Source organism: Brevundimonas sp. (genome assembly GCF_965227765.1).
Taxonomy (GTDB): Bacteria; Pseudomonadota; Alphaproteobacteria; order Caulobacterales; family Caulobacteraceae; genus Brevundimonas.
Map to the genome: position 1 here is coordinate 2,975,645 of NZ_OZ245778.1, position 26,292 is coordinate 3,001,936.

General features: G+C 65.8%; 23 protein-coding genes. 13 read left to right on the top strand and 10 right to left on the bottom strand.

All coding sequences use genetic code 11. The features are described 5' to 3' along the window. The first annotated feature begins 23 nt into the window (after positions 1-23). On the top strand, positions 24-2,123 hold the full coding sequence (locus ACO05L_RS14305; RefSeq protein WP_421729835.1) for a S46 family peptidase: 2,100 nt from the start codon (positions 24-26) through the stop codon (positions 2,121-2,123). 10 nt (positions 2,124-2,133) lie between these two features. On the opposite strand, the gene ACO05L_RS14310 is transcribed toward ACO05L_RS14305, so the two are convergent. Further along, positions 2,134-2,727 (bottom strand): glutathione S-transferase family protein, encoded by a 594-nt coding sequence (locus ACO05L_RS14310; RefSeq protein ID WP_421729836.1) that lies wholly within the window; start codon positions 2,725-2,727, stop codon positions 2,134-2,136. Positions 2,728-2,945: 218 nt separating this feature from the next. Between ACO05L_RS14310 and ACO05L_RS14315 the strand changes: the two genes are divergently transcribed. Then, positions 2,946-3,533 (top strand): 3D domain-containing protein, encoded by a 588-nt coding sequence (locus tag ACO05L_RS14315; protein WP_421729837.1) that lies wholly within the window; start codon positions 2,946-2,948, stop codon positions 3,531-3,533. 6 nt (positions 3,534-3,539) lie between these two features. Here ACO05L_RS14315 and ACO05L_RS14320 read toward each other — a convergent pair whose 3' ends face one another. Beyond that, positions 3,540-3,863 (bottom strand): Mpo1-like protein, encoded by a 324-nt coding sequence (locus ACO05L_RS14320; RefSeq protein ID WP_421729838.1) that lies wholly within the window; start codon positions 3,861-3,863, stop codon positions 3,540-3,542. Between the two features lie 69 nt (positions 3,864-3,932). Here ACO05L_RS14320 and ACO05L_RS14325 point away from each other — a divergent pair, with 69 nt between their 5' ends. Both ACO05L_RS14325 and ACO05L_RS14330 read left to right on the top strand, forming a co-directional pair. Next, on the top strand, positions 3,933-4,760 hold the full coding sequence (locus ACO05L_RS14325; RefSeq protein ID WP_421729839.1) for a glycoside hydrolase family 16 protein: 828 nt from the start codon (positions 3,933-3,935) through the stop codon (positions 4,758-4,760). A 58-nt stretch (positions 4,761-4,818) separates the two neighbouring features. After that, entirely contained in the window at positions 4,819-5,028 is a 210-nt protein-coding gene (locus ACO05L_RS14330; RefSeq protein ID WP_421729840.1) for a flagellar hook protein FlgE, read from the top strand. Positions 5,029-5,081: 53 nt separating this feature from the next. Here ACO05L_RS14330 and rpoD read toward each other — a convergent pair whose 3' ends face one another. Continuing rightward, positions 5,082-7,028, bottom strand: a complete 1,947-nt coding sequence (rpoD, locus tag ACO05L_RS14335) for an RNA polymerase sigma factor RpoD (protein WP_421729841.1) — start codon at positions 7,026-7,028, stop codon at positions 5,082-5,084. Between the two features lie 431 nt (positions 7,029-7,459). After that, the gene (gene dnaG, locus ACO05L_RS14340) at positions 7,460-9,331 is read right to left on the bottom strand and encodes a DNA primase (RefSeq protein ID WP_421729842.1); all 1,872 of its coding nucleotides are present in this window, start codon (positions 9,329-9,331) and stop codon (positions 7,460-7,462) included. 260 nt (positions 9,332-9,591) lie between these two features. Here dnaG and ACO05L_RS14345 point away from each other — a divergent pair, with 260 nt between their 5' ends. Then, positions 9,592-9,861, top strand: a complete 270-nt coding sequence (locus ACO05L_RS14345) for a hypothetical protein (RefSeq protein WP_421729843.1) — start codon at positions 9,592-9,594, stop codon at positions 9,859-9,861. 112 nt (positions 9,862-9,973) lie between these two features. Here ACO05L_RS14345 and carA read toward each other — a convergent pair whose 3' ends face one another. The 3 genes from carA to ACO05L_RS14360 form a co-directional block, all read right to left on the bottom strand. Further along, a complete protein-coding gene (gene carA / locus ACO05L_RS14350) occupies positions 9,974-11,128 on the bottom strand; it encodes a glutamine-hydrolyzing carbamoyl-phosphate synthase small subunit (RefSeq protein WP_421729844.1) in 1,155 nt (384 codons plus the stop codon). Positions 11,129-11,251: 123 nt separating this feature from the next. Continuing rightward, on the bottom strand, positions 11,252-11,644 hold the full coding sequence (locus ACO05L_RS14355) for a DUF805 domain-containing protein (RefSeq protein ID WP_421729845.1): 393 nt from the start codon (positions 11,642-11,644) through the stop codon (positions 11,252-11,254). Positions 11,645-11,780: 136 nt separating this feature from the next. Next, entirely contained in the window at positions 11,781-14,651 is a 2,871-nt protein-coding gene (locus tag ACO05L_RS14360; RefSeq protein ID WP_421729846.1) for a TonB-dependent receptor domain-containing protein, read from the bottom strand. Between the two features lie 365 nt (positions 14,652-15,016). On the opposite strand from ACO05L_RS14360, the gene ACO05L_RS14365 reads away from it, so the two are divergent. Both ACO05L_RS14365 and carB read left to right on the top strand, forming a co-directional pair. Next, positions 15,017-15,319 (top strand): hypothetical protein, encoded by a 303-nt coding sequence (locus ACO05L_RS14365; RefSeq protein WP_421729847.1) that lies wholly within the window; start codon positions 15,017-15,019, stop codon positions 15,317-15,319. 18 nt (positions 15,320-15,337) lie between these two features. Continuing rightward, positions 15,338-18,640 carry a carbamoyl-phosphate synthase large subunit gene (gene carB / locus ACO05L_RS14370; RefSeq protein WP_421729848.1) on the top strand — a complete coding sequence of 1,101 codons (3,303 nt, stop codon included), beginning with the start codon at positions 15,338-15,340 and terminating at the stop codon, positions 18,638-18,640. A gap of 120 nt (positions 18,641-18,760) precedes the next feature. Here carB and ACO05L_RS14375 read toward each other — a convergent pair whose 3' ends face one another. Together ACO05L_RS14375 and ACO05L_RS14380 are read right to left on the bottom strand one after the other, a co-directional pair. Further along, positions 18,761-19,180 carry a GNAT family N-acetyltransferase gene (locus ACO05L_RS14375; protein WP_421729849.1) on the bottom strand — a complete coding sequence of 140 codons (420 nt, stop codon included), beginning with the start codon at positions 19,178-19,180 and terminating at the stop codon, positions 18,761-18,763. A gap of 491 nt (positions 19,181-19,671) precedes the next feature. Further along, positions 19,672-20,988 (bottom strand): dicarboxylate/amino acid:cation symporter, encoded by a 1,317-nt coding sequence (locus ACO05L_RS14380; protein ID WP_421729850.1) that lies wholly within the window; start codon positions 20,986-20,988, stop codon positions 19,672-19,674. A 131-nt stretch (positions 20,989-21,119) separates the two neighbouring features. Between ACO05L_RS14380 and ACO05L_RS14385 the strand changes: the two genes are divergently transcribed. The 6 genes from ACO05L_RS14385 (at position 21,120) to ACO05L_RS14410 (ending at position 25,995) form a co-directional block, all read left to right on the top strand. Further along, entirely contained in the window at positions 21,120-23,075 is a 1,956-nt protein-coding gene (locus ACO05L_RS14385) for a family 43 glycosylhydrolase (RefSeq protein ID WP_421729851.1), read from the top strand. Between the two features lie 50 nt (positions 23,076-23,125). After that, complete coding sequence (locus ACO05L_RS14390; protein WP_421729852.1) at positions 23,126-23,353, top strand: cysteine protease; 228 nt, start codon at positions 23,126-23,128, stop codon at positions 23,351-23,353. A gap of 72 nt (positions 23,354-23,425) precedes the next feature. Beyond that, positions 23,426-24,088: a glutathione S-transferase gene (locus tag ACO05L_RS14395; RefSeq protein WP_421729853.1), complete on the top strand. Its 663-nt coding sequence runs from the start codon at positions 23,426-23,428 to the stop codon at positions 24,086-24,088. 44 nt (positions 24,089-24,132) lie between these two features. Beyond that, positions 24,133-24,333, top strand: coding sequence for a hypothetical protein (locus ACO05L_RS14400; RefSeq protein ID WP_421729854.1), 201 nt, complete (start codon positions 24,133-24,135; stop codon positions 24,331-24,333). A gap of 155 nt (positions 24,334-24,488) precedes the next feature. Beyond that, complete coding sequence (gene greA, locus ACO05L_RS14405) at positions 24,489-24,962, top strand: transcription elongation factor GreA (RefSeq protein WP_421729855.1); 474 nt, start codon at positions 24,489-24,491, stop codon at positions 24,960-24,962. Between the two features lie 49 nt (positions 24,963-25,011). Further along, a complete protein-coding gene (locus ACO05L_RS14410; RefSeq protein ID WP_421729856.1) occupies positions 25,012-25,995 on the top strand; it encodes a mitochondrial fission ELM1 family protein in 984 nt (327 codons plus the stop codon). A 3-nt stretch (positions 25,996-25,998) separates the two neighbouring features. On the opposite strand, the gene ACO05L_RS14415 is transcribed toward ACO05L_RS14410, so the two are convergent. Continuing rightward, positions 25,999-26,277 (bottom strand): hypothetical protein, encoded by a 279-nt coding sequence (locus ACO05L_RS14415; RefSeq protein WP_421729857.1) that lies wholly within the window; start codon positions 26,275-26,277, stop codon positions 25,999-26,001. Between the last annotated feature and the right edge of the window lie 15 nt (positions 26,278-26,292).

The window sequence follows — 26,292 nt, forward strand, 5'->3', positions numbered from 1 at the left end:
TTTCCCTGAAAAGGTCCAGTATCATGCGTAATCTCGTGCTCTCGGCGTCGGTCGCCGTCCTCGGCTTCGCCGCCGCCTCTTCGGCCCTGCCTGGCAAGGCTTGGGCCGAAGAGGGGATGTGGACCTTCGACAACTTCCCCATCGCCCGCGCCAACGCCACGCTGGGAACGGCCATCGACCAGCCCTTCCTGGACCGGGTGCGGCTGTCTTCGGTGAAGTTCGGCGGCTGTTCGGCGGGGCTGGTGTCGGACGCCGGCCTGGTGATGACCAACAATCACTGTGTCGCCACCTGCGTCGCCAACCTGTCGACCGAAGCCGTCAACTACGCCGAGACCGGCTTCACGCCCAAGACGCGCGAGGAAGAGATCAAATGCCCCGGCGGCTCGGCCGAAATCCTGACCGAGATCACCGACGTCACCGAGCGGATGCACAAGGCGGGCGAAGGCCTGACGGGATCCGCCTTCACCCGCGCTCGCGACGCCGAGGCCGGGCGGATCGAATCCGAGGCCTGTGGCGACGCAGCGGACAAGCGCTGTCAGGTCGTGACCCTGTATCGGGGCGGCCAGTTCAAGCTCTACACCTACAAGAAATACACCGACGTGCGCCTGGCCTTCGCGCCCGAGGACCGGGCCGCGACCTTCGGCGGCGATCTGGACAACTTCAGCTTCCCCCGCTTCGCCATCGATGCCGCCTTCATCCGCCTGTACGAGAACGACGCCCCGGCCCAGACCCCGACCCATTTCGCTTGGAACGCCTCAACCCCGGTCGAGGGCACGCCCGTCTTCGTCACCGGCAGCCCCGGCGCCACCCAGCGCCTGCTGACCCAGGACCAACTGGCCTCGGTCCGCGACGTGGTTCTGCCGATGGACCAACTGATCGCCTCCGAACTGCGCGGACGGCTGATCCGGTTTTCGGAAGAGAGCGAGCAGAACGCCTTCATCGCCATGGACCCGATCGTCGGGGTCGAGAACACCTACAAGCGCGGCCTGGGCCGGATGCGCGCCCTGACCGACACCGACTTCCTGACCGCGCGCGCAGCGGCCGAGGCGGACTTCCGCCAGCGCTATGCCGCCGCCAATACGGGCGCCTCGGCGTCGGACCCGTGGAGCGATCTGCAGCAGGTCCAGCCGACCCTGCGCGAACTCTATCCCGCCTACGCCCTGCTGGAAGGCGGCACCGGCATCGGCACCACCTCGGTCGCCGGCGGCTCGCAACTGTTCTCGTGGGCCAGGACCCTGGTGCGGGGCGCCCAGGAGCGGGCCAAGCCCTCGGCCGAGCGGCTGGCCGAATACGGCGACGCCCGTCTGGCGGCGGTGCAGAGCGGCCTGTTCGCCGAACGCCCCGTCTATCCGGGGCTGGAACAGGTGCGCGTGGAGTGGTGGCTGTCCAAGACCCGCGAATGGCTGACGGTCGACAGCCCCTATGCCCGCGCCCTGCTGGGCTCTGAATCGCCCGAACAGAAGTCGGCGCGCCTGATCGAGGGCACCCGGCTGGCGGACCCCGCCGTGCGCCGCGCCCTGTGGGAAGGCGGTCTTGCCGCCATCGCGGCGTCCGACGATCCCCTGATCCAGTATCTGCTGACGATCCAGGAGCCGACCCGCGCCATCCGCACCGAGTGGGAGGAGCGAGTCCAGGCCCCGACCGACCGCGCCTCGGAGCAGCTGGCCACCGCCCGCTTCGCCGCCTATGGCGACACCGTCTATCCCGACGCGACCGGCACCCTGCGCCTGTCATACGGCACGATCGAGGGCTCGGACGTGCCCGGCCAGCGCTGGGGGCCCTTCACCACCTTCGCCGGCCTGTGGGACCGGGCGACCGGGGCCGCTCCCTTCGATGTCGCGCCCAAGCTGTTGGCCGCCAAGGACCGCATCGACGCCGACACCGTACTGAACATGACGGTCTCGTCCGACACCATCGGCGGTTCGTCCGGCTCGCCCGTGGTCACCGCCGCCGGTGAGATCCTGGGGGCCAATTTCGACTCCACCGTGCTCAGCCAGCGCAACGCCTATGGCTATGACCGCAAGGTCAACCGCAGCGTCATCGTCACCACGGGCGCGGTGACCACCGCCCTGCGCGATGTCTATGGCATGGACGGCCTGGTCGCCGAACTCGGCGTCCGCTGAGGCGCATCCTTCAATCGTAGGGGTCGAGGCCCAGCGCCGCCTCGACCCTTGCGATCCAGGCTCTGAGCCGGGGCCGCCCGGACAGGTCGAACCCGCCGTCTGCGGCCATCCGGCTGTAGGCGACCAGGGCGATGTCGGCCAGGCTGAAGGCCTCGCCCGCCAGCCAGTCCCGATCCGCCAGTCCCGCTTCCAGCCGGTTCAGAGCCGCGTCCTCGCGCTCCATGACCCGCGCCTCGACCTCGCCCGCCGTCTTGCCGAGATACAGGCGCTGGAACCGGGCGACCGCGACATAGGGTTCGTGGCTGTATTGTTCCCAGAACAGCCATTCCAGCATCCGCGCCCGGTCATAGGCGTCGGAGGGGATCAGCGGGCTGGTCTGCGCCAGGTGCAGCAGGATGGCGTTGGACTGGGCCAGGGGCCGCCCATCGGCCAGCACCACTGTCGGCGCCTGGCCAGCGGGGTTCAAAGCCAGGAATTCCGGCGTTCGACTGCCGCCCGACATGATATCAACTTCAATCCAGCGATAATCCATCCCTTGCCAATCGAGCAACCACTTGACCTTCAAGCAGTTGCCCGAGCGAATATCGCCATACACAGTCAGCATCGCCGCCCCCTAAAGATATCAACCCCGTCGAATACTGATATCGCGATCTCAAGCGATGCCATACCTCAGAATCGAAGGACTATCGATAAGGGCGGCTAATCCATCCCGACTGTGGACAAGACAGGGCGGTTTGCTGAGGCGCCACATTCTCGACACAGGAGACAACGAGACAGCCTATGCCGCCACGGTACGGGGTCGGCGTCACCATGAGTCGCCCCATGCGTTTTGCTTTCGCAGCCTTCGCCGCCCTGTGCGCCCTCGCCTATCCGGCTATGGGTGAACCCGTCAGCTACCAAGCCGCCATCGCTCGCGATGCTGCAGTTTCGGAAACGGCTGATGTGACAGAGGGTTCCGATGCTGCGACTGCGGACGCCGCGCTGACCACCGAACAGGCCGAGCTGATGGCCGGGGATCCCGACTGGAGCGCCTCGGCGCGCCTCTATCACGCTGGTGGTGGTGGAGCGACGGGCAATGATTCGCTCGGTTGCCGCCCGATCGCCATGCGCACCGTCGCGGTCGATCCGCGCGTCATTCCCCGCCGCACCCGCCTGTTCATCCGCGAGACGGTGGGCCTGCGCCTGGCCGACGGCACCCGCCATGACGGTTACTGGTACGCCTCCGACACAGGCGGCGCGATCAAGGGCCAGAAGATCGACCTCTATACCGGCCACGGCCGCGGCTCGATGCAACAGGCCATGCGCCTGAATATGCGCACCCTGACCATCGCCGACGCCGGTCGTTTCGACGGCTGCCCCCCCGCCTGGGACGCGACGCCCGCCGCAAACATGCAGATGGCGTCCAACTAGTCTGGGCTAGAATTTACGCCGGCCGCTGACCGTCTCGAAGAACAGGCGAAAGTCCCCCATCAGGCTCCACAGCGGGTATTTGAAGGTGGCTGGCCGGTTCTTCTCGAACGCGAAATGCCCGACCCAGGCGAAGCCATAGCCGACCACCGGCATGGCCAGCAGCCACCAGGCGTCGCCCGTCATCAGGAAGGCGACGAAGGCCGTGATCACCAGCCCCGTCCCGACGACATGGATCCGCCGGCACATCCGGTTCGAGTGTTCGTGGATGTAGTAGGGATAGAAGGCCTCGAACGAGGCGTAGCGTTCACCGGGTGCGGGCTGGATGCTCATGATCCCAGGCTGCATCCAGATCACGCTTGACGCAAGACAGACGGCGGCGCCCGGTCTAGCCTGCCGGTCATGCGCTTCATCCTGACCGCTCTCTCTCTCGCAGCCGTCGCCACGAACGGCCACGCCCAGGAGGCGCCGGCCCCGGATGCTCTGGCAGGCTACCATTTGGCCTGGGCCGACGAGTTCGACAGCGACGGCGCGCCCGATCCCGCCCTGTGGCGCTACGACACCCACGCCAACAGCACCGGCTGGTACAACAACGAGCTTCAGTACTACGCCGCCGACCGGCCCGAGAACGCGCGGGTCGAGGATGGCCATCTGATCATCGAGGCGCGGCGCGAAAGCCTGGATGCTGCCGACAGCGGCGGTCAGACCTTCACCTCGGCCCGCATGATCAGCCGTCGAGCCACGACCTATGGCCTCTATGAGATCCGCGCCCGCCTGCCCTGCGCTCGCGGGACGTGGCCGGCCATCTGGATGCTGCCCGAGACAAGAGGCGCCTGGCCTACGGGCGGCGAGATCGACATCATGGAACACGTCGGCCATCGCCCCGGCGTGGTCCACGGCACGGTGCACACAGGCGCCTACAACCATGTCGCCGGCACCGAGAAGGGCAGCGAGGTCGCCGTACCGGACGCCTGCGAAGCCTTTCACCGCTATCAGTTGAACTGGACGGCCCAGGCCACGGTCTTCTCCATCGACGACCAACCCTTCTATCGCTTCGACAACGACGGGCGGGGCGACGCGGCGACCTGGCCCTTCGACAAGGCCTTCGCCCTGATCCTGAACATCGCGGTCGGCGGCGACTGGGGCGGAGCCGAGGGCGTGGACGAGGCCGCGTTTCCGCAGCGGATGGAGGTCGACTATGTCCGTGTCTATCGACCGACCAGCGACTGAGGGCCATTCACCACCCTTGCGAACCGGCGGTTAAGCGCGATGGTCTTAAGGCGGCTCCATGCAAGCCTCCGCCATCGCCTCGGCCGGCGTCAGCACGGCCCTCGTCCGCTTCGAAGCCAGCGCCCAGCGCACGGCGCGAAACCCGCTGGACAATCTGGCCGAGGAAACCGTCGAACGGATGCAGGCCAAGACCGTCGTCGCCGCCAACGTCGCCGTCCTGCGCACCGCCGACGACATGATGGGCGCGCTTCTCGACATCAAGATCTAGGACACTGAAACGAAAAAGGGCGGCCCCTGCGGACCGCCCTTTCGTCGTCTGTATCAGCTGTCCAGGAAGCTTCGCAGCTTGCGCGACCGGCTGGGGTGTTTCAGCTTTCTCAGCGCCTTGGCCTCGATCTGACGGATGCGTTCGCGGGTGACCGAGAACTGCTGGCCGACTTCTTCCAGGGTGTGGTCGGTGTTCATGCCGATGCCGAAGCGCATCCGCAGGACGCGCTCCTCGCGCGGCGTCAGGGACGCCAGCACGCGGGTCGTGGTCTCGCGCAGGTTGGACTGGATGGCCGCATCGATGGGCAGGATGGCGTTCTTGTCCTCGATGAAGTCGCCCAGGTGGCTGTCTTCCTCGTCGCCGATGGGGGTTTCGAGCGAGATCGGTTCCTTGGCGATCTTCAGGACCTTGCGGACCTTCTCCAGCGGCATGGCCAGTTTCTCGGCCAGTTCTTCCGGGGTCGGTTCGCGGCCGATCTCGTGCAGCATCTGGCGCGAGGTGCGCACGATCTTGTTGATCGTCTCGATCATGTGCACCGGGATGCGGATAGTCCGCGCCTGGTCGGCGATCGAGCGGGTGATGGCCTGACGAATCCACCATGTGGCGTAGGTCGAGAACTTGTAGCCGCGGCGGTATTCGAACTTGTCGACCGCCTTCATCAGACCGATGTTGCCCTCCTGGATCAGGTCCAGGAACTGCAGGCCACGGTTGGTGTATTTCTTGGCGATGGAGATGACGAGGCGCAGGTTGGCCTCGACCATTTCCTTCTTGGCCTGACGGGCTTCGCGTTCACCCTTCTGGACCGTCTGCACGATGCGGCGATAGTCGTCGATCGGCAGGCCGGCCTCGATGGCCACGGCGGCGACGTCAGCCCGAATCTTGGCGATCTGGGCGGATTCATTGTCGCTGAACTTGGTCCAGCGTACGCCCATTTCCTTGACGTTCTCCGACCAGTTCGGATCCAGTTCCTTGGAGAAATAGGCCTTGAGGAACTCGGGACGCGAGATGCCGTAGCTGTCCGCCATGCGCAGCAGCCGGCCTTCCAGACCGATCAGCCGCTTGTTGATCGCATAGAGCTGCTCGACCAGGGCCTCGATACGGTTGTTGTTCAGCTTGACCGTCTTCAGCCGGTCCGAGATCCCGACCGACAGGGTCTCATAGGCCTTACGGTCCTTGGCGTTCAGGTCCTCGCCCTTCAGGCGCGTGTCGACCAGCCGCTCCTGAAGCTTGCGGAAGGCGTCGAAGTCGCCGGCGATGGCGTCCAGCGTCTCCATGACGCCGTCGCGCAGCTCGGCTTCCAGCGCCGAGATGGACATCCCGCCGCCGTCGTCGAAGTCTTCGTCCTCTTCGTCTTCCTCGGCCTTTTCCGCCTTCTCGATCTCTTCGGGGGTCTTGGCGGGAAGAGGCTGGCCGGGGATGGGCTGGGGCGGCTGGTTATGCGGCAGGGACGACGGGTTCAGCACGCCATAGGTGGCGTCTAGGTCGATCACTTCACGCAGCAGGATGCGGTTGTTGGCCAGTTCGTCGCGCCACACCATGATGGCTTCGAACGTCAGGGCGCTTTCGCACAGACCCGAGATCATCGCATCGCGACCCGCCTCGATCCGCTTGGCGATGGCGATCTCGCCCTCGCGGCTCAGCAGTTCGACCGAGCCCATTTCGCGCAGATACATGCGCACGGGGTCGTCGGTGCGGTCGTATGTAGGCTTGGCGTTCTCGCTGGAGATCTCGGTCTCGGCGCGGGTGGCGACGTCACCACCGGATTCGGCTGCGTCCTCCTCGGCCTCGACGACGTTGACGCCCATCTCGGACAGCATCGCCAGAGTGTCTTCAATCGCGTCGGGGGTAACCTCTTCCGACGGCAGGACCTTGTTCAGCTCCTCCATCGTGACATAGCCGCGCGCCTTGGCCTGCTTGATGAATTTCTTCACGCCGGCGTCGGTCAGGTCCAGCAACGGTCCGTCGGACGTGGTCTCAGCGGCTTCCTGCGTATCGGTCATCTAGTCTCGGTTCTCCGCGCCCGGCTCGACCCCGAAAGGGATCGCTCCAGACTTATAAAGTGCCGGGCTTCGTCGAAGCGGTCGGCAAAAATACAACGCATCTGAAAAACATAACGCCCCGACCCTTCGTTTGTTACGAAAGTCGTCCGCTCGCTTCAAATCGCCGTGGCCAGGATGTTTTGCCGCAACCGTTCGCGTTCTCCCTCCAGCGACGCCGGAGACAGAGGCGATGAAGACCCGGAGGTCTTCTTCGCGACATTCAAGCCCTTGCCTCGGCGAGGGGCGCATTTGCGGCCTGGAAAGGCGCTCGGGCATTGCCGTCGCCTTCTCGACCTCGCGTACGAAAACAACATGGCTCGAATGCGCCAAATGGCTAGCGGGGGCCAGTCTGTCAAGGCCGCGGGCGCGATCCGCCTCCCCCGGGTCAGGCGTCAGGACGCCGCATCCCAGATTTCACGGCTGCGGATGGCGCGGCGCAGGGCGTCGCGTTCGGCCTTCAGGCGGCTGAAGGCTGCGGTGTCGAAACCCTGATCCACGCCCGACTTGGCCGCAGCCAGAGCCTGTTCCAACGCGGCCAAGTGGGTGAGCGCGCCGAAGCCCTGAGCCCAGCGCAGGCGGGCCTCGGCCAGGGGGACGCCCGCATCCAGGAAGGGCGCGCCCGACTTGGCCGCCGCCTTCTCGATCTCGTGAACCAGATCATCCAGGCCCGAGGCGGACAGGTGGCGGCGCAGCCTGGCGCTGTCCATCGCCGCGTCGCTGAACCGCAACCGCACCAGTTCGTGGGCCAAGCCCTCCAGCGACGGATCGCCGAAGCCGTGGGCCGAGATGGCCTCCAGATGGTCGTCCATCCGCTCCGGATCCTCGATGGCGCCGTGGGCCAGAGCCGCCGCAATCGGATCTACCGAGCGGGTTAAGGACTTCTCAGCTTGAGCACCTTCCGTGGTTTGCCCCGGCAGGGCCTGCATTTCATCCAGCCAACCTCCAGCCTGACGCGGGCCGCGGAAAGAGCGACGTGGTGCTACGGGCTTTTTGAAGAGCTCGTCAAAACGGTCGAATAAATTTCGTCTGTACTGTTCCGCTAAGTCTTTATCTTGGATTAGCGCTGTGGCTTGGCGCAGCCGGGCCTTCAAGCCGGCCAGACGCTCTGGCGTGTCCAGCGGCTCGACCTCGACCTCGCGACGGAACAGCATGTCGGCGAAGGCGCGGGTCTCGTTCATCGCCTGACGCAGGGCCGGCGCCCCCTTGTCGCGCAGCAGGTCGTCGGGATCCTGACCACCCTCCAGCAGGGCGAAGCGGAAGGACCGGCCGGGTTTCAGCAGCGGCAGGGCGCGTTCGATGGCCCTGAAAGCGGCTCGCTGCCCTGCCCCGTCCCCGTCGAAACACAGGATCGGCTCTGACGACACCCGCCACAGCAGGGCCATCTGTTCCTCGGTCAGGGCCGTGCCCATGGGCGCCACGGCTGGCAGGCCCGCGCGCTGGCAGGCGATGACGTCCATATAGCCTTCGACGACGATGATCGCCTGCTTGCCCTTGGACTCGGCCCCCAGAATGCGCCGCGCCTCGGGCAGGCCGTACAGGGTCGCCCCCTTGTGAAACAGCGGGCTCTCCGGCCCGTTCAGGTATTTGGCCCGGTCGTCGGGGTTCATCGCCCGGCCGCCAAAGCTGACGATCCGCCCGCGCGCATCCAGGATCGGGAACATCAGCCGGTCGCGGAAACGGTCATAGGGCGCGCCGCCGCCTTCGGGCGAGATCAGCATCCCCATCTCGACCAGATCGCCCGGCTTGGCGCCGCGCTGGACCAGGGCCGCCTTCAAGCCTTCACGATCGTTGGGGGCATAGCCGAGGCCGAACCGCTCCCACTGATCCTCGGGCAGTCCGCGCTTTTCCAGATAGTCCCGCGCCGCCTTGCCGGCCGACCGGCGCAGATTGGCGGCGAACCATTTCTGGGCCAGGTCCATCCAGTCCGACAGACCCTGGCGCTTCTGCTCGCGCTCAGCGGCCTGGGGATCCTCGACCGGCATCTGCATCCCGGCCTCGGCGGCCAGCCGCTCGACCGCCTCGGGGAAGGACAGCCGTTCGGTCTCCTGCAGGAACGAGATGACGTCGCCGTGTTTGCCGGAGCTGAAGTCGTGGAAGAAGCCCTTGTCGTCGTTGACGAAGAACGACGGCGACTTCTCTTTCGAGAAGGGGCTCAGGCCGACCCACTCCCGTCCCTGACGCTTGAGTTTCACCGACCGGCCGATCACGTCGGACGGGCGAAGGCGGGCCTTCAACTCTTCAAGGAAGCGATCATCGAAACGCACGGCCAACCCTTAACGCCGCCTCGCCCCGCGCGCCATCAACGGATGCGCCTGAGCAAGGTTCGTCCCCGATCTTCATCTTTCATTAACCACTACGTCCAAAGCGCGGCAATAAACGCCTGAATACGCACATATTTTTATCCGAGAACGGAACTGTCCACAGAGGCTGTGGATTAACCATATCTCCCGCCCGGAAGCCGGCGGGTCACGAGGCCAGGGCGCGATCGGCGTCGCAATCTCGAAACGTCGTCCGAGTGCTGCCCATGTTCATCTCGATTACCCAGCCTGCCGTCCATCCCGTCGGACCCGACGCCGTCGCCGTGCCCGGCGCGCCGACGATCCACGAACTGTCGCCCCGCGCCCTGCACGCCCGACTGCTGCAGAACGCCGCCCTGCGCCGCCTGCGCGGCCTCGAGCGCAAACAGGCGCACCGCGACGACGACGCCGGCTACTGGTTCAGCGCCGCCCCCGTCGCCGTCCGCAAGGCCTGCGAACTGCGCTGCGAGGACAAGAGCTTCGCGGCCCTGCCTTGAGTTTGGTCGCTGACGCGACGCGCTAACGCGAACGACGCGGTCGTTCGCTGCTTGAGCGCTAGCCACCTTAAGAGCGCTAACGCGAACGACGCGGTCGTTCGCTGCTTGAGCGCTAGCCCATCATCTCGCTGAAGCGATCGAACAGATACAGGCTGTCGGTCGGGCCGGGCGAGGCTTCGGGGTGGTGTTGGACGCTGAACACCGGACGGTCCTTCAGCTGGATTCCGCAGTTGGTGCCGTCGAACAGCGAAACGTGCGTCTCCATCACCGCATCGGGCAGGCTGTCGCGATCCACCGCAAAGCCGTGGTTCATCGACACGATCTCGACCTTGCCCGTGGTCAGATCCTTGACCGGGTGATTGGCGCCGTGGTGGCCCTGATCCATCTTCACGGTCGAGGCGCCCAGGGCCAGGGCCAGCATCTGGTGACCCAGGCAGATGCCGAACACGGGCTTGCCGCTTTCGACCAGCTTCCTGATTTCCGGCACCGCATAGGCGCCGGTCGCGGCCGGATCGCCCGGCCCGTTCGACAGGACCACGCCATCCGGGTTGCGGGCCAGAACCTCTTCCGCCGTCGTCGTCGCCGGGACCACGGTGATCTTGGCGCCAGTTGACGCCAGGGCCCGCAGGATGTTGCGCTTCACGCCATAGTCGATGACCACGACCGACTTGCGGCCCTGCGTCTTCGGATGACCTTCAGGCCATTCCCACAGGCCTTCGTCCCACTCGAACGCCTGCAGGGTGGAGGCGGGCTTGGCCAGGTCCAGGCCGACCAGACCGGTCCAGGCCTTGGCCTTGGCCACCATAGCGTCCAGGTCGAAGTTACCGTCCGGGTCATGGGCGATGACGGCGTGGGGCGCGCCCTTGTCACGGATCACGCGGGTCAGGGCGCGGGTGTCCACGCCCGACAGGCCGACGACGTTGCGCCGCTTCATCCAGGCGTCGAGGTCGCCTTCACTGCGCCAGTTAGCCGGATCGGTCGGCAGGTCTCGGAAGATCGCGCCCACGGCGGAAGTGTCCGACCCGCCGCCCATCTGCTCGATGTCTTCGACGTTTACGCCGGTGTTGCCGACGTGCGGGAAGGTGAAGGCCAGGATCTGGCTCATATACGAAGGGTCGGTCAGGATTTCCTGATAGCCGGTCATGGCGGTGTTGAAGACCACCTCGCCCAGGGCCGATCCAACCGCGCCGACGCCGATCCCCTGAAGGATGGTGCCATCGGCAAGTGCGAGAACGCCAGTGGCGCCGGGTAGAAGCTGTGTCGTCATGGCCCGCTCCTTACACCGAATCCCGGCAAGCAAACGGCGGCGTCGATAAAGAGATGCGATCTCCCGGTCAACGCCGCCGCTTTATGGTGTGTCAGGACGCCCGCAGACGTGCCGATAGGGTCGTTAGGCGGCGCTGCCGTCAGGAGCAGGGCCATACTGGTTCTCGGCCGGATCACCCTTCTTGGCGTAGAAGACGATCAGGATGATCGTGCCGATGATCGGGATCAGGCCCAGAAGCACCCACCAGGCCGACTTGTTGATATCATGCAGGCGTCGGAACGCCACCGCCAGCGAGGGGATGAACAGGCCCAGCGCGACCAGCGTGCCGACGGGTGAAAAACCGCCGCTGCCGCCACCGATGATGCTGTCCAGGATCCCGGCGACGACCGCCAGGCCGATGTAGAGCAGGACGAAGTACCAGAACTCCTTGCGGTCAGCCCGCCCGGTGAACTGCGCGTACTTCTTCACGGCTTCCAGAAAATCTTCCAAGGCAACGCCCTCCATCCAGGCCGCCAAACACGGGGCCCCTCAAGCGTCACAGGAAACGATCTGCGACTGAGCGTCAATCGCCGAACGACGACAAGCAGTGATTGAGCGGTGGACGCAAAGACGCGGCGGGTGCCCTGCATCCGCCGCTATCTCGCAGCCGCCTCTAGAAGCGCGCCCGGATGCCCCCGAAGAATGAGCGGCCGTAGAGTTCATACGATGACGACGTACCGTTGCCGGTCAATCCGTATGGAATCTGCTCATCGGTCAGGTTGTTGACCCCGGCGAACAACTCGACATTGTTCATCGAAGCAAAGCCATCTTCGATCCGGTAGCGCACGATCACGTCGTGATACCACTGCTCCTTGACCTCGTTGGGGAAGATCGACTCGGCATTGTTTACGCCCGGCGTCGGCGTCACGTCATACCGGGTCACCCGGTCTTCGAAACGGGTCTCCCAGGTGATCGCCAAGGGGCCGCTGTCCCAGGTCAGACGCGTCTTGTAGGACCACTCCGGATCGCCGACCTCGCCCTTTTCGTTGTCGATTTCATCAGGGCGATCCGCAAAGGCGAAGAAGTCCAGCTCCTTCAGATAGTTCGCAGTCAGCGTACCGCTGATACGCCCCCGAAGGCCGCCGAACATGGACGGATACTGCTCAGCCAGAGCGTCCAGATTCCGCACATAGTTCAGCTCGAAATCCCAACCCTTGGTCGTCAGGGCGGCGGCGTTGACATAGGTCGTCGTCACGGTGGCGAGGTTGTTGTCGGGGCCGCGAGTGAAGAGAGAGCAGAAGTTCGGGTCCAGACCACCCGACGCGTCATAGCAGTTGTCGATGATGTCCTGGGATCCGATCAGGGCGATCGCGTCGTCGATCTGAATGTCATAGTAGTCGGCGGTGAAGCTGAGGCCGGGCACCCAGCGCGGTTGAATCACAACCCCGTAGGTGAAGCTTTCGGCCTCTTCCGCATTCAGGTTGGCGTTGCCGCTCGAAATGCTGTCGATCGACACGTTGGTGTTGGCGACGAAGCCCACCGGAATGCCGTCGGCAGCGCAGTTGGCGGCGCGGTCGGGATCGCTGTCGATGTTGTCGACGTCGCAGGGATCGCTGACCGATGCGAAGCCAGCCGTGGCCGGCAGGAAGGCTTCGGTGATGTTCGGCGCCCTGACGGCCCGCGAGTAGGTGCCGCGGAACGAGATGTCCCGAACAGGCGCGTACAGAGCCCCGACCTTCCAAGCCTCAGCCCCCCCGACCGTGGAGTAGTCGGCATAGCGATATGCGGCGTCAACGGACAGGCGATAGGCGAACGGCGCATCGGCAAGAAGGGGCGCGTTGAACTCGACGAAGCCTTCCAGGACGTCGAACTCGCCGAAGGCATCGGGTTGAGGCGCCGTTTCGGACAGACCCGACTTCACGAACTCATCGTTTATGTTCTCGCTGGTTTCCTTGCGGTATTCGAACCCGCCAGCGAACGCCAAGGGCCCGCCCTGCAAGGAGAAGAACTTGGATGTGTCGAAGTTGAACACCCCCGTCACAACCTCTTGCGTGATCTTGTGCGTACGCACGGAGTCATGGCTGACGTAGTCGATCGCCTCAGGCGTGTTCTGACGAATGAACGGATTGTAGGGGACGCAGGTTTCGTCGGTCTGATCCGGACCCGGGACCTGGCTGCGGCAGACGATCGTCCCGCCTGGGCCGACGATGGAATCGATCGCTGCGGCGTAATTTCCCGGGATCAGCGAGCCGCTGCCAATGAACTCGTTCTGCGTCTGGCCATAGTTGTAGGACAGATCCCATCCGAAGTCGGCCAACCCGGTTTCGAAGTTGCCCTTGATGCCGGCCACTACGCGATAGGTCTCGCGCGTGATGTCGTTGTAGCGAGGACCGATATCGCCGTTGAACCGGCCCACGGTAATGTCTCTGCCCCCGATCACCGCAGCAAGCTCGGGGGTGATGAAGGCGTTGTCTGGCTCGATGAAGTAGTCGCCGAAGGTGAAGGACGGCTGCACGAAGTCCAGGATTTCAGACCGGACATACTTGGCGTCGACATAGGCCGTCACATTGGGTGTGATGTCATACTTGAGGCGGATGTTGGCGCCGTAGCGATCGGTCTCCGGCTGAAGCACGACATAGTCTTCGAGCGCCACGCAGGTCGGGCAGTCTTCAAACTGGCCGAACGCAAAGCTGTTGGTCCCCAGGCGCGGCGATTGCGGCGTGGGCGCTCCGGCGTCGTTGATCGCCGTGATGATGTCGAAGGTGTTCGCGTCCAGGATGACGCCATTCTCGTCCAGATAATCGCTCAGGACATTGGGCACCAGAATTCTGTCCGGGATGCCGTCGTTTGGCCCCGTGTTCAGGGGGTTCACGATGGTGCCGATATTTCTCAGAGCCGAGATGTCCGTCGCCAGGACCTGGTCCGAGTGGTCGTAGAACAGGCTGACGGTCGCGTTGCCTCGCCCGCCTGCGAAGTTGCGGCCATAGACCCCATTGGCGGAGTAGGTCTTGCCGGCGCCGGATTCGGCTCCCCCCCCCTGAACCGTGATCTCGCCGCCTTCGAAATCGTTCTTCAGGATAATGTTGACGACCCCGGAAACGGCGTCGGACCCATAGATGGCCGATGCGCCGCCGGTGATGACCTCGATGCGATCGACCAGGCCGGCCGGGATCGAGCTGAGGTCAACGGCGGCGTTGCCCGCGTCACCGCCGACGTGGCGCTTGCCGTCGATCAAGGTCAGCGTCCGCGACGCACCAAGCGACCGAAGGTCAGGGAAGTTCAGCCCGCCGGAATCGCCGAAGCTGTCTGAGTTGCCGCGAACTGTGCTGTTGGAGCTGAGGCCCGGAAGTTCGGCCAGAATGGCGCCAAGGTCCTGTGTGCCGGACGTCAGTATCGCTTCCTGAGAGACAGTCGCCACCGGCGTGGGCTGCTCCAGGTTCGGTCGCGGAATTCGCGACCCGGTGACGACGACCTCTTCAACCTCTGCGACGTCTGGGACCTCCTGCGCAGCAGCAAAGCTTGCCACGCTGATGGCAGCAAGCACGGTCGTTCCAAGAAGCTTGACCTTAAACAAAGCGATCTCCACGAGAATGGATTAAGCAGCAAGCTTTGCCATTAGAGAATTGCCGCCACAGGAAATTTTATCTTTCTTGCTTAAAGCACGAGATTCCCGCTCCTGACCAATTCAGACCTAACTTGAACACGAACATGTCATAAAGCCTGAATGCCTTTGCCATAATCTCCGGCAAGTGCACGGACCCGAAAGCTTAGCTTTATGACAGAGGACTGACGCGGCCTTCCTTGCACGCAGCCGACTCCCTCTCTAAACGGACCGCTTAACCGACAACCTGAACGCAACCGGCCACGCTTCCCGCGCCGCCGGTCGTTCGCGCGCCATGGATTCAGCCGATGTCAGAGCATGACGAGAGGGACGCCGCCGTTCGCGCCGCTCTCGCCACGCATGGCGATACGGGCGTCACGCCGCGACACACCCTGTTCTATTTCTATGGCGAGGGTGACCACGACGACCTGAACGAGGTGGCCCGACGCGCCGGCTTCGTCACGCGTGGCCAGGATGACGTGACCATTATCGAAACGACGATCCCGGTGGACGAAGCCTCCTTCGCGCCGATTTCCGCCATGATGCAATCCTGGGCCGCGGCCTTCCAGCTCGATTACGACGGCTGGGAGTGCGCGGTCGTGACGAACTAAGACCAAGAAACAGCACCCATGCCCAAACGCACAGACATCCAGTCGATCCTGATCATCGGCGCCGGCCCCATCGTCATCGGCCAGGCGTGCGAGTTCGACTATTCCGGCGTCCAGGCCTGTAAGGCGCTGAAGGCCGAGGGGTACCGGGTCATCCTGGTCAACTCGAACCCGGCCACGATCATGACCGACCCGGAGGTCGCCGACGCCACCTATATCGAGCCGATCACGCCCGAGATGGTCGAGAAGATCATCGCCAAGGAGCGCCCCGACGCGCTCTTGCCGACCATGGGCGGCCAGACGGCGCTGAACACCGCTCTGTCGCTGGATGCCTCGGGCGCGCTCAAGAAGTACGGCGTCGAGATGATCGGGGCCAAGGCCGAGGTCATCGACAAGGCCGAAGATCGCCAGAAATTCCGCGACGCCATGGACAAGCTGGGTCTGGAATCGCCCAAGTCCAAGGCGGCGCACTCGATGGAAGAGGCCCTGGAGGGGCTGGAGTTCGTCGGCCTGCCCGCCATCATCCGCCCGTCCTTCACCCTGGCCGGCACCGGCGGCGGCATCGCCTATAACCGCGAGGAGTTCGAGGAGATCGTGCTTCGCGGCCTGGACCTGTCGCCGACCACCGAGGTGCTGATCGAGGAATCGGTGCTGGGCTGGAAGGAATACGAGATGGAGGTCGTCCGCGACACGGCCGACAACTGCATCATCATCTGCTCCATCGAGAACATCGACCCGATGGGGGTCCACACGGGCGACTCCATCACCGTGGCCCCCGCCCTGACGCTGACCGACAAGGAATATCAGCGGATGCGGACCGGCTCGATCAACGTCCTGCGCGAGATCGGCGTCGAGACGGGCGGATCGAACGTCCAGTGGGCCATCAACCCCGCCGACGGCCGCATGGTCGTGATCGAGATGAACCCGCGCGTGTCGCGCTCCTCCGCCCTGGCGTCCAAGGCCACAGGCTTCCCCATCGCCAAGGTCGCCGCGCGTCTGGCCGTCGGCTACACGCTGGACGAGCTGACCAACGACATCACCATGGTGACCCCGGCCAGCTTCGAGCCGTCGATCGACTATGTCGTCACCAAGATCCCCCGCTTCGCCTTCGAGAAATACCCGGGCTCCGAGCCCCTGCTGACCACGGCCATGAAGTCGGTCGGCGAGGTCATGGCCATCGGCCGGACCTTCCAGGAATCCATGCAGAAGGCCCTGCGCGGCCTGGAGACCGGCCTGTCGGGCTTCGACGAGATCGAGATCGAGGGCACGGCGGATGTCGAGGACGACGCCTCGGCCCGCGCCGCCGTCATGCGTGCTCTGGGCCAGCCGACGCCCGACCGCATCCGCGTCATCGCCCAGGCCTTCCGCCACGGCCTGTCGGTCGAGGAGGTCAACGCCGCCTGCTCCTACGAGCCCTGGTTCCTGCGCCAGATCGCCGACATCGTCCGCACCGAAGGCCATGTCCGCGTCCAGGGCCTGCCCACGACCGAGATCGACTTCCGCAAGCTGAAGGCCAAGGGCTTCTCCGATGCCCGTCTGGCCCAACTGGTCGGCTCGACCGAGAAGGCCGTCCGCACCGCCCGCCGGTCGCTGAACGTCCGCCCGGTGTTCAAGCGCATCGACACCTGCGCCGCCGAGTTCGCCTCGGCCACCGCCTATATGTATTCGACCTATGAGACCGGCGCCCTGGGCCAGGTCCCCGAGTGCGAGAGCGAGCCCACCGACAAGAAGAAGGCCATCATCCTGGGCGGCGGTCCGAACCGGATCGGCCAGGGCATCGAGTTCGACTACTGCTGCTGTCACGCGGCCTTCGCCTTCGCCGACATCGGCGTCGAGTCGATCATGGTCAACTGCAACCCCGAGACGGTCTCCACCGACTACGACACCTCCGACCGCCTCTATTTCGAGCCCCTGACGGCCGAGGACGTGCTGGAGCTGATCGAGGTCGAACGCTCCAAGGGCGACCTGATCGGCGTCGTCGTCCAGTTCGGCGGCCAGACCCCGCTGAAGCTGGCCCATGCCCTGCAGGAAGACGGCATCCCCATCCTGGGCACATCCGTCGACTCCATCGACCTGGCCGAGGACCGTGAGCGGTTCCAGGTCATGCTGAACGACATCGGCCTGATGCAGCCGCCCAACGGCCTGGCCCGCAGCGCCGAGGAGGCCGCGCAGAAGGCCGAAGAGGTCGGCTATCCCGTCGTCCTGCGTCCCTCCTACGTCCTGGGCGGACGCGGCATGATGATCGTCCACGACCGCGAACAGCTGGACCGCTACGTCGGCGAGGCCATGCGGGTGTCGGGTTCGGACCCCGTCCTGATCGACCACTATCTGAACCGCGCCACCGAGGTGGACGTCGACGCCCTGTGCGACGACGAGACCGTCTTCGTCGCCGGGGTCCTGGAGCATATCGAGGAAGCCGGGGTCCACTCGGGCGACAGCGCCTGTTCCATGCCGCCCTATTCGCTGTCGGCCGAGACTGTCGCCGAGCTGAAGCGCCAGACCGAGGCCATGGCGCGGGCGCTCAAGGTGCGCGGCCTGATGAACGTGCAGTTCGCCATCGAGGAGCCCCACAGCGAGAACCCGCGCATCTTCGTGCTGGAAGTGAACCCGCGCGCGTCGCGTACCGCGCCCTTCGTGGCCAAGACCATCGGCCAGCCGATCGCCTCCATCGCCGCCAAGGTCATGGCCGGCGTGCCGCTGAAATCCTTCGGCCTCACCGACAAGCCGTATGACCATATCGCGGTCAAGGAAGCCGTCTTCCCCTTCGCCCGCTTCGCCGGGGTCGACACCATCCTGGGCCCGGAAATGCGCTCGACCGGCGAGGTCATGGGCCTGGACTGGAAGCGTGAGGGCGAGGCCGACATGGCCCCCGCCTTCGCCCGCGCCTTTGCGAAATCCCAGATCGGCGGCGGCACCATCCTGCCGACGGCCGGCCGGGTCTTCGTCAGCGTCAAGGACGACGACAAGCCCTTCATCGCCGGCGCCGTGGACCTGTTGCTGAAACAGGGCTTCAGCGTCGTCGCCACCGGCGGCACCTGCGACTATCTGGTCGAACAGGGACTGGCGGTCGAGCGGGTCAAGAAGGTGCTGGAAGGTCGTCCCAACATCGTCGACGCCATGAAGAACGGCGAGATCCAGCTGGTCTTCAACACCACTTCAGGCAAGCAGTCGCTGCAGGACAGTTTCTCGCTACGCCGCACCGCCCTGATGATGAAGATCCCCTATTACACCACCACGCCCGCAGCCCTCGCGGCGGCCCAGGCCATCGGCGTCCTTCAGGGCGACGAGCTGGATGTGCGCCCGATCCAGGACTACGCCCACTGAAGCCTGTTTCGTTCGTCATCCTCCGGCGCGGATCGTCGCGAGGATGACGAACGAAGAGTGCCTGCTAAGCGGTCTGGTGAAAATGGCGGCTATCGACCCAAGTCGGGCGCCGCCTTCGATCTAGGCGAGAAGCTTCCGGAAGAAGTGTCGGCTCGTTCCGCGAGGGTGATCGGGCAACTCGCCGAAGGTCTCGTATCCCAACTTCCTGTAGAATTCGGGGGCCTGGAAGCCATGGGTGTCGAGCCACACGCCGACGCATCCAACGTTACGCGCAGCCCGCTCTGCCGCCTCCATCAGCTGTGCGCCGAAGCCGCTTCCTCTCAGCTCCTTCGGCACGATGAGGATATCAACGAAGAGCCAGTCATAGGAAATCTTGCCCCAGAGCCCTCCGATGGGCTCGCCATCATCGGCCTTTATGAGGATCGCCACGGGTTCGTATCCGGACGCCCCGCCGATCTCATCATTGAATGAGACTAGACGCTCTAGGAGGAATTGATGGTCCTGCTCGCTCGCTTTGGGCGAAATGATAATCGAGGGCATGGCCAAGTTGGCCATAGTTGCTGGAGGACCGCAACGTCCGGTTTCCGGCCAGGCGTTGATGTCGCAAATCGACCCGTTGCGGACATTCTATCCCAGTAGCTAAGCTGGGCTGAGCGGAGAGGGCTATGCTGGCGGAAATCGAGTGGGTTCGACCTGAAGACGGCGGAAGATCGAAGCCCCCACTGGGCGAAGGCTCCCCGCGATATTCGACAATAGCCAGATTTATAGGTTCTGGTGAAGCATGGCCGCCTAGCGAAGCGTGGTCTCTAGTGGTCGAGAAGGTCGATGCCACAGGGCCCTACAAGTGGATGGCTGAGGTTAGATTTTTAATGGACACCGCGCCTTTGGAACTTCTGGTATCTGGCCAGAACTTTGAACTTTTCGAAGGCCTTAAGCGCGTAGCGACCGGGAAAATCCGCTAGTCGCGGGGTCCGCTTCCCACCCTTAGCCGACCTTCCGAGAGTCCGCTTTCCGGCCTCAGCCATACAGGTTCAAACCGCTTCCCCCGCCGCCTCCAGCTCTTCGCCTTCCTGCACCTGGACGATCCGGGTCGCGGCGAGGTCGGCGGTGACGTTGCCGACGGTGCGGAAGATGTCGGGGATGACCTCGACGGCCAGCAGCAGCGGAAGGGCGCCGAGCGGCAGGCCCATGGCCAGGCAGATCGGGCCGATGCTCAGGAAGAAGCTTACCTGTCCCGGCAGGCCGACGGCGGCGATGCTGGCGGCGATGGCGGTCAGGCCGCCGGCGATCAGCATCCCCGGCGCCAGCGGCACGCCATACAGCTGGGCGACATAGAGACAGACCGCCAGGTTGGCTACCGGACTGGTGATGCGAAACACGGCCACGGCCAGGGGCAGCACCAGGCCGGAGACGGCCCGCGATGCGCCCAGGCCGACGCGCGCCTGCTCCACCATGGCCGGCAGGCTGGCCAGGGACGACTGGGTGCTGAAGGCCACCGCCTGGGCCGGGGCGACGGCCTGGGCGAACCGCGCCAGACCGATGCGGCCGAACACGACGACGATGAGATAGGTCAGGAGGATGATCCCGATCTGGCTCAGGCTGACGAACGAGACATAGTGGCCCAGCACGCCGACCGCGCCGAGCCCGGCCCGCAGCCCCACGCCCAGCGCCAGGGCGAAGACCCCGAACGGCGCCGCCATCAGGATCCAGTGAACCATCACGATCATCGCCTCTGCGACGGCCTCGAAGAAGGTGGCGATGGGCGCCCTGAGCCTGTCTTCCAGCCGCGTGACAGCAAAGCCGAAGACCAAGGCGAAAAGCACCACCCCCAGAACCCCGTCGTCGCCCGCCGCCTTGACCAGGTTCGACGGAGCCAGGCTGTTCAGGAAGGCGCGGAAGCCGTCGGTCTGGACCGCCTCGCCGACCGCCGCCGCGCCATCGGGCTGCAGACTGGCCAGCACGGCGCGGCCGCCCTCGGGGTCGATCGGCCACAGGCTCAGGATCCCGACGCCCGCGGCGATGGCATAGACCGTGGCGACCACGATCATGATGCCGAACACGACCATGGCCCGCATCGCCAGCCGCCCGGTCTGGGCCGCATCGGCGATGGAGGCCACGCCATTGACCAGCAGGGCGAAAATCAGGGGAATGACGGTGATCTTCAGCGCGTTCAGCCAGACCCCGCCCAGGGCCTCGACCGTCTCGACGCCCGACGCGCCGCCCTGACCGCCCCAGGCCTGGACCGCGGCCCCGACGCCCAGCCCCAGGATCAAGGCGATGACGACCCTGACGCTCAGCGAGGACAGGAGGCGGCCAAAGCGGGAGCCGGAGTTGCGCGATTGGTTCATCCGGCCACGCTATGCGCGGACCGCCCCCCGCGCCACTGGATTTGCGTGTCGGAGGACGTGTTTTTGAAGCCGGTTTCGCCGCCTGCGCGTCCGGTGATGTTCTGGCGATCACAGCGTGTTAGCGTGGCGGAATGCGATCCCTCCTCCTCGCCGCCGCCGTCTGTCTGTCCGGGACCTTCGTCGCCCTCGCCTCGCCGTCAGCGGCCCAGCATCGCGACACGACCTGGGCCAATCCCGTCGATCTGGATTACCGCTACGGCTTCGACCAGACGCACGAGGGCATCGCCTATCGCACCGGCGCCGATCCGTCGGTCGTGCTGCACCAGGACCGCTACTATATGTTCCTGACCCAGGCCGATGGGTACTGGACCTCGCAGAACCTGGTCGACTGGACCTTCGTCACGCCCAGCCGCTGGCCGCTGGAAGGCAGCGTCGGTCCCGCCGCCGTGTCGGACGGCGACCGGCTGTATCTGATGCAGTCCGCCGCCGACCCCACGCCCATGCTGTCCAGCGACAAGCCAGAGACCGGCCGGTTCGGCTTTCACTCGCGGCTGATGCCCGCCATCCCTGGCGCCGTGCGCGGACGCGATCCCATGCCCGGCCCGAACGACCGCCTGCCCGCCGGCCCCTGGGCGCCCGATGTCTTCATCGACACGGATGGCAAGTGGTACGTCTATTGGGGGTCGTCCGACGTCTTTCCCCTGTACGGCTCGGAGATCAGCCCGACCCCGCCGATGGAGTGGGTCGACACCCCCACCGCCATGTTCGGCCTCAACCCCGCCCGCCACGGCTGGGAGCGGTTCGGCCTGAACCATTCCGGGGCCCTGCCCAACGGGACCCCGGTCCGGCCCTTCATCGACGGCGCCCGGATGAACCGGATCGGCGACCGCTACTATCTGCAGTATTCGGCGCCCGGCACGGAATACAACGCCTACGCCACCGGGACCTATGTCGGGCGCTCGCCCCTGGGTCCCTTCACCTACGCCCCCTACAGCCCCGTCAGCTACAAGCCCGGCGGCTTCGTCCAGGGCGCGGGCCACGGCTCGACCTTCCAGGACCGCTACGGCAACTGGTGGAACATGAGCACGTCCTGGGTCGGGCTGAACTGGAGCTTCGAGCGCCGGGTCTCGCTGATGCCCGGCGGCGTCCATGCGGATGGCCAACTGTGGTTCTCCAGCCGGTTCGGCGACTTCCCGCAGAAAGCCGTGGACGGCCCGATCACCGATCCCGACAGCCTGTTCACCGGCTGGATGCCGCTGTCGTACCGCGCCCGCGCCACGGCGACATCGACGCTGGACGCCTTCAGCGCCGACCGCGCCACGGACGAGGACCCCCGCACCTTCTGGGTCGCCGGGACCAATACGCCCGGCCAACTGCTGACGCTGGACCTCGGCGCGGTGAAGACGGTCAACGCCGTGCAGGTCAATTTCGCCGACTACAAATCCGGCGTCTATGGTGACGAGGCCAATCAGCGCGCTCGCTTCCGCATCCAGTGGTCGGTCGACGGCCAGAGCTGGTTCGTGTTCGCCAGCCGCATGACGGCCGAGCGCGACAGCCCCAACGCCTATTTGACGCCAGAACGTCCGGTCCGCGCCCGCTACGTCCGCTACAACCACGGCGAGGTTCCGGGCGATCATCTGGCCATCTCGGACCTGCGGGTGTTCGGCAATGCGGAGGGCGAGGCCCCGGCGGCGCCGCAGGGTTTCAGCCTGGCGCGCCAGAGCGACCAGCGCGACGCCCTGCTGCGCTTCCAGCCCGTCCCCGGCGTCTTGGGCTACAATATCCGCTGGGGCGTAGCGCCCGACCGGCTGCATTCGACCTATCAGGTCTGGGCGGACGAGTTGGCGGCGGGCGGCGGCGCTGTGCTGATCCGCGCCCTGAACCTCGGCGTCGACTATCATTTCGCCGTCGAGGCCTTTGGCGAAACCGGCGTCTCGCCCCTGACCGCCGTCTTGGCGGCCCCTGCGGGTCGAACGGCGACTGTGCGCGCGCCCGACCCTGCCCCGCCAGAGGCCGTTGCGATCACGGCCCCGGCGATTACGGCCCCGGCCGCGACGGCGGCAGCGCCTGTTTCCGAGCCGAAGTGAACCGATCCGAAGCCTGACCGTTCTTCCGGCCCACCCCGGAGAAACTCGTCATGGCCCTGTCCCGTATCGCCACCGCCGTCGGCGGTCTGCTGCTGTCCAAGGGCGGCCGCCGCTTCGCCGGTCGCCATGCCGGCAAGCTGGCCCTCGCCACCCTCGCCTTCGAGCTGTGGCAGCAGCATCGCAACTGCGCCACGCCCCAGGCGGCGGGCGCAGCCCCCAATCCAGCCCCGCCGCCTCGCCCGCAAAGCCGCACCCGCTGGAGCGGCCGCCGGGTCTGATGCGGCGATCACCCCTCTTGCCCTCCCCTGCGGAAACCGCCGTAAGGTGACAGACCCATTGGGAAGCGCGCCATGATCACCGTCCACCACCTGAACAACTCCCGCTCCCAGCGGGTGCTCTGGCTGCTGGAGGAGATGGGGCTTCCGTACGAGGTGGTTCGCTATGAGCGTGACGCCCGCACCATGCTGGCCCCGCCTGAACTGCGCGCCATCCACCCGCTGGGCAAGTCGCCGGTGCTGGACGACGGCCCGATCCGGGTGGCGGAGACGGGCGCCGTCATCGAATACCTGATGGACGCCCATCCGGGCTCGCCGCTGAAGCCGGCCGCAGGGACCGAGGCGGCGCGGCGCTACACCTACTGGCTGCACTATGCCGAGGGATCGGCGATGACGCCCCTGCTGCTGAAACTGATCTTCGGTCAACTGCCCAACCGCGCGCCGGGCCTGATGAAGCCGCTGGTCAGGGGCGTGTCGAAGAAGGCCCAGGACAGCTTCATCGACCCGCAGATCGCCGCCCACACCGCCTATTGGGAGGCCGAACTGGCCAAGGCGCCCTGGTTTGCGGGCGATGCCTTCTCCGCCGCCGACATCATGATGAGCTTCCCGCTGGAGGCCGCCGGGTCGCGCGCGCCCTATGGCGACAAGCCGCACATCACCCGCTTCCTGAAGACGATCCATGCCCGTCCGGCCTATCAGCGGGCGTTGGAACGGGGCGGCCCCTACGCCTACGCTTGATGGCGACCGACGCAACCCTGGCCGGTCGGGGACGTTAACGAACCATGCGCCTCCAGACCCTTCAGATCGTCGCCAGCCTTCTGGCCGCCATTGCCTTCGTCATCGCCTTCATCTCGGCGGGCATCGCGGTGCTGTCGTTCGTCTTCGCCCTGATCGGCGCCCTGGCGCTGGCCTGGCTGGTCTATAGTGTCGCCAAGCGGGTGCTGAGCTCTCGCGCCGCTCGGGATATCGCCCCGACCACCTGAGGTTGGCGCGTGGCGGGCGAGACCTTGAGTTTGGGCGTCAGGCGCCCTAGTCTCTTTGGCCGGTCGCACGCGCCCAGCGGCCACCGCCAATCCGTTCGATTTTCTTTCCGTCCTCCCTCCGGTTTACCGGGCGAAACAAGAAACTCCTGATACATATGGAAAAAGTCCCCATGACGGGCGAGGGCTACCGCGCCCTCGACGATCAACTCAAGCAATTGAAGTCGGTGGAACGCCCAAGCGTCATCGCGGCCATCTCCGAGGCTCGCGATCATGGCGACCTGTCCGAAAACGCCGAGTACCACGCCGCCAAAGAGCGCCAGGGCTGGATCGAAGGCTCGATCGCCGACATCGAGGACAAGCTGTCGCGCGCCCAGGTGATCGACGTGTCCAAGCTGTCCGGCGCCCAGGTGAAGTTTGGCGCCACGGTCACCGTGGTCGACGAGGACACCGAGGAAGAGGGCCGCTACCAGATCGTCGGCGAGCATGAGGCCGACGTGAAACAGGGCAAGATCTCCATCTCGTCACCCATCGCTCGCGCCATGATCTCCAAGGAGGTCGGCGACGTGGTCGAGGTCAACACGCCCGGCGGCGTGAAGGCCTACGAGATCCTCAAGGTCGAGTGGAAATAGCCACACGCGCACGTGGCGTCTCGCGCCCCCTGTGGGGCGCGGGAGGTCGGTGACCGCTCTTCTGCGTATTCAGGTCGTCTCGGATGGTCGCGCCGGGATCGAGAATCAGGGCCTGGGCCTGGCCGAGGCGGTCGCTCGCCTCACGCCTGCGCGGATCGCCGTCAAACGCGTCCGCTGGCGGCCCCTGTTCGACAAGCTTCCGGTCGCGCTGAAGACCCCGGCCATGCTGGACCCCAAGGCCGACGCGCCGTTTCCGCGCCGAGGCCGCACCTGGCCCGACCTGTGGATCGCGACGGGCCGCGCCACCCTGCCCCTGTCGCTGGCGGCCAGTCGCCTGAGCGGCGGTAGAACCTTTGTCGTCCAGACCCAGGACCCGCGTCTGTCGCCGTCACGGTTCGACATGGTGGTGGCGCCCGCCCACGACGAACTGGAGGGCGACAATGTCTTCGAGATCATCGGCTCGCCCCACCGGATCACGCCGCAGCGCATCGCCGAGGCGGCGCCAGCCTTCGCCGAACGCATCGACCCCCTGCCCCGACCGCGCGTCGCCGTCCTGATCGGCGGGCGCTCCAAGGCGTTTGACCTGACGCCTGCCCATGCGGCGTCCCTGGCCGACGACATCGCCGCCGCCATCCAGTCGGCAGCCGGTTCGCTTCTGCTGACCTTTTCGCGACGCACGCCAGAGGCGGCCAAGGCGGTCATGACGCAGCGACTGTCGGCTCTGCCGGGCATGATCTGGGACGGAGCGGGCGACAATCCGCTGTTCGCCTTCCTGCACGCCGCCGACCATATCCTGGTCACCGAGGACAGCGCCAACATGGCCGCCGAGGCCGCCTCGACCGGCAAGCCTGTCCATATCCTGCCGATGGCGCCTCTGAAACGGCCCGGCAAGTTCGCCCGCCTGCACGCCGAGCTTGAGGGGCATGGCGCCGCCCGCCCATTCGACGGCAGGCTGGACACCTGGGCCTATGAGCCCCTGGCCGAGACCGACCGCGCCGCCCGCGCCATCCTGGACGCCATGGCCGCGCGCTAGACCTCAGTCGCCGCCGCCGCCATCGCCGCCGTCCGACCCACCGTCCTCATTGTGGCCGACACCTTTGGACTTGCCGTCGGAAACGTCGGCGACGGGCGAACCACCGTCGCCGGCGCCGTTCGCCTTCTTTCTCGCCTGGGCGTCCATACCGGCTCCGACAGCCACCCCGATGGCGACACCCAGGCCCAGGCCCAGAGCCAGATTGTCCATGGCGATGCCCAGGCCGGCGCCGATGGCGATCCCAAGAGCGACGCCGACACCCATGCTGCTGCGACCACTCATGCGCCTGCCTCCAGA

What these genes read in the sequence shown, in the direction of transcription:
- ACO05L_RS14330 (WP_421729840.1), top strand. Translation starts at nt 4,819, where the DNA reads ATGCAAGCCTCCGCCATCGCCTCGGCCGGCGTCAGCACGGCCCTCGTC.
- ACO05L_RS14395 (WP_421729853.1), top strand. Translation starts at nt 23,426, where the DNA reads ATGATCACCGTCCACCACCTGAACAACTCCCGCTCCCAGCGGGTGCTC.
- greA (WP_421729855.1), top strand. Translation starts at nt 24,489, where the DNA reads ATGGAAAAAGTCCCCATGACGGGCGAGGGCTACCGCGCCCTCGACGAT.
- ACO05L_RS14305 (WP_421729835.1), top strand. Translation starts at nt 24, where the DNA reads ATGCGTAATCTCGTGCTCTCGGCGTCGGTCGCCGTCCTCGGCTTCGCC.
- rpoD (WP_421729841.1), bottom strand. Translation starts at nt 7,028, where the DNA reads ATGACCGATACGCAGGAAGCCGCTGAGACCACGTCCGACGGACCGTTG.
- ACO05L_RS14400 (WP_421729854.1), top strand. Translation starts at nt 24,133, where the DNA reads ATGCGCCTCCAGACCCTTCAGATCGTCGCCAGCCTTCTGGCCGCCATT.
- carA (WP_421729844.1), bottom strand. Translation starts at nt 11,128, where the DNA reads ATGACGACACAGCTTCTACCCGGCGCCACTGGCGTTCTCGCACTTGCC.
- ACO05L_RS14390 (WP_421729852.1), top strand. Translation starts at nt 23,126, where the DNA reads ATGGCCCTGTCCCGTATCGCCACCGCCGTCGGCGGTCTGCTGCTGTCC.
- ACO05L_RS14310 (WP_421729836.1), bottom strand. Translation starts at nt 2,727, where the DNA reads ATGCTGACTGTGTATGGCGATATTCGCTCGGGCAACTGCTTGAAGGTC.
- ACO05L_RS14380 (WP_421729850.1), bottom strand. Translation starts at nt 20,988, where the DNA reads ATGAACCAATCGCGCAACTCCGGCTCCCGCTTTGGCCGCCTCCTGTCC.
- carB (WP_421729848.1), top strand. Translation starts at nt 15,338, where the DNA reads ATGCCCAAACGCACAGACATCCAGTCGATCCTGATCATCGGCGCCGGC.
- ACO05L_RS14320 (WP_421729838.1), bottom strand. Translation starts at nt 3,863, where the DNA reads ATGAGCATCCAGCCCGCACCCGGTGAACGCTACGCCTCGTTCGAGGCC.
- ACO05L_RS14325 (WP_421729839.1), top strand. Translation starts at nt 3,933, where the DNA reads ATGCGCTTCATCCTGACCGCTCTCTCTCTCGCAGCCGTCGCCACGAAC.
- ACO05L_RS14385 (WP_421729851.1), top strand. Translation starts at nt 21,120, where the DNA reads ATGCGATCCCTCCTCCTCGCCGCCGCCGTCTGTCTGTCCGGGACCTTC.
- ACO05L_RS14415 (WP_421729857.1), bottom strand. Translation starts at nt 26,277, where the DNA reads ATGAGTGGTCGCAGCAGCATGGGTGTCGGCGTCGCTCTTGGGATCGCC.
- ACO05L_RS14315 (WP_421729837.1), top strand. Translation starts at nt 2,946, where the DNA reads ATGCGTTTTGCTTTCGCAGCCTTCGCCGCCCTGTGCGCCCTCGCCTAT.
- ACO05L_RS14345 (WP_421729843.1), top strand. Translation starts at nt 9,592, where the DNA reads ATGTTCATCTCGATTACCCAGCCTGCCGTCCATCCCGTCGGACCCGAC.
- ACO05L_RS14365 (WP_421729847.1), top strand. Translation starts at nt 15,017, where the DNA reads ATGTCAGAGCATGACGAGAGGGACGCCGCCGTTCGCGCCGCTCTCGCC.
- ACO05L_RS14375 (WP_421729849.1), bottom strand. Translation starts at nt 19,180, where the DNA reads ATGCCCTCGATTATCATTTCGCCCAAAGCGAGCGAGCAGGACCATCAA.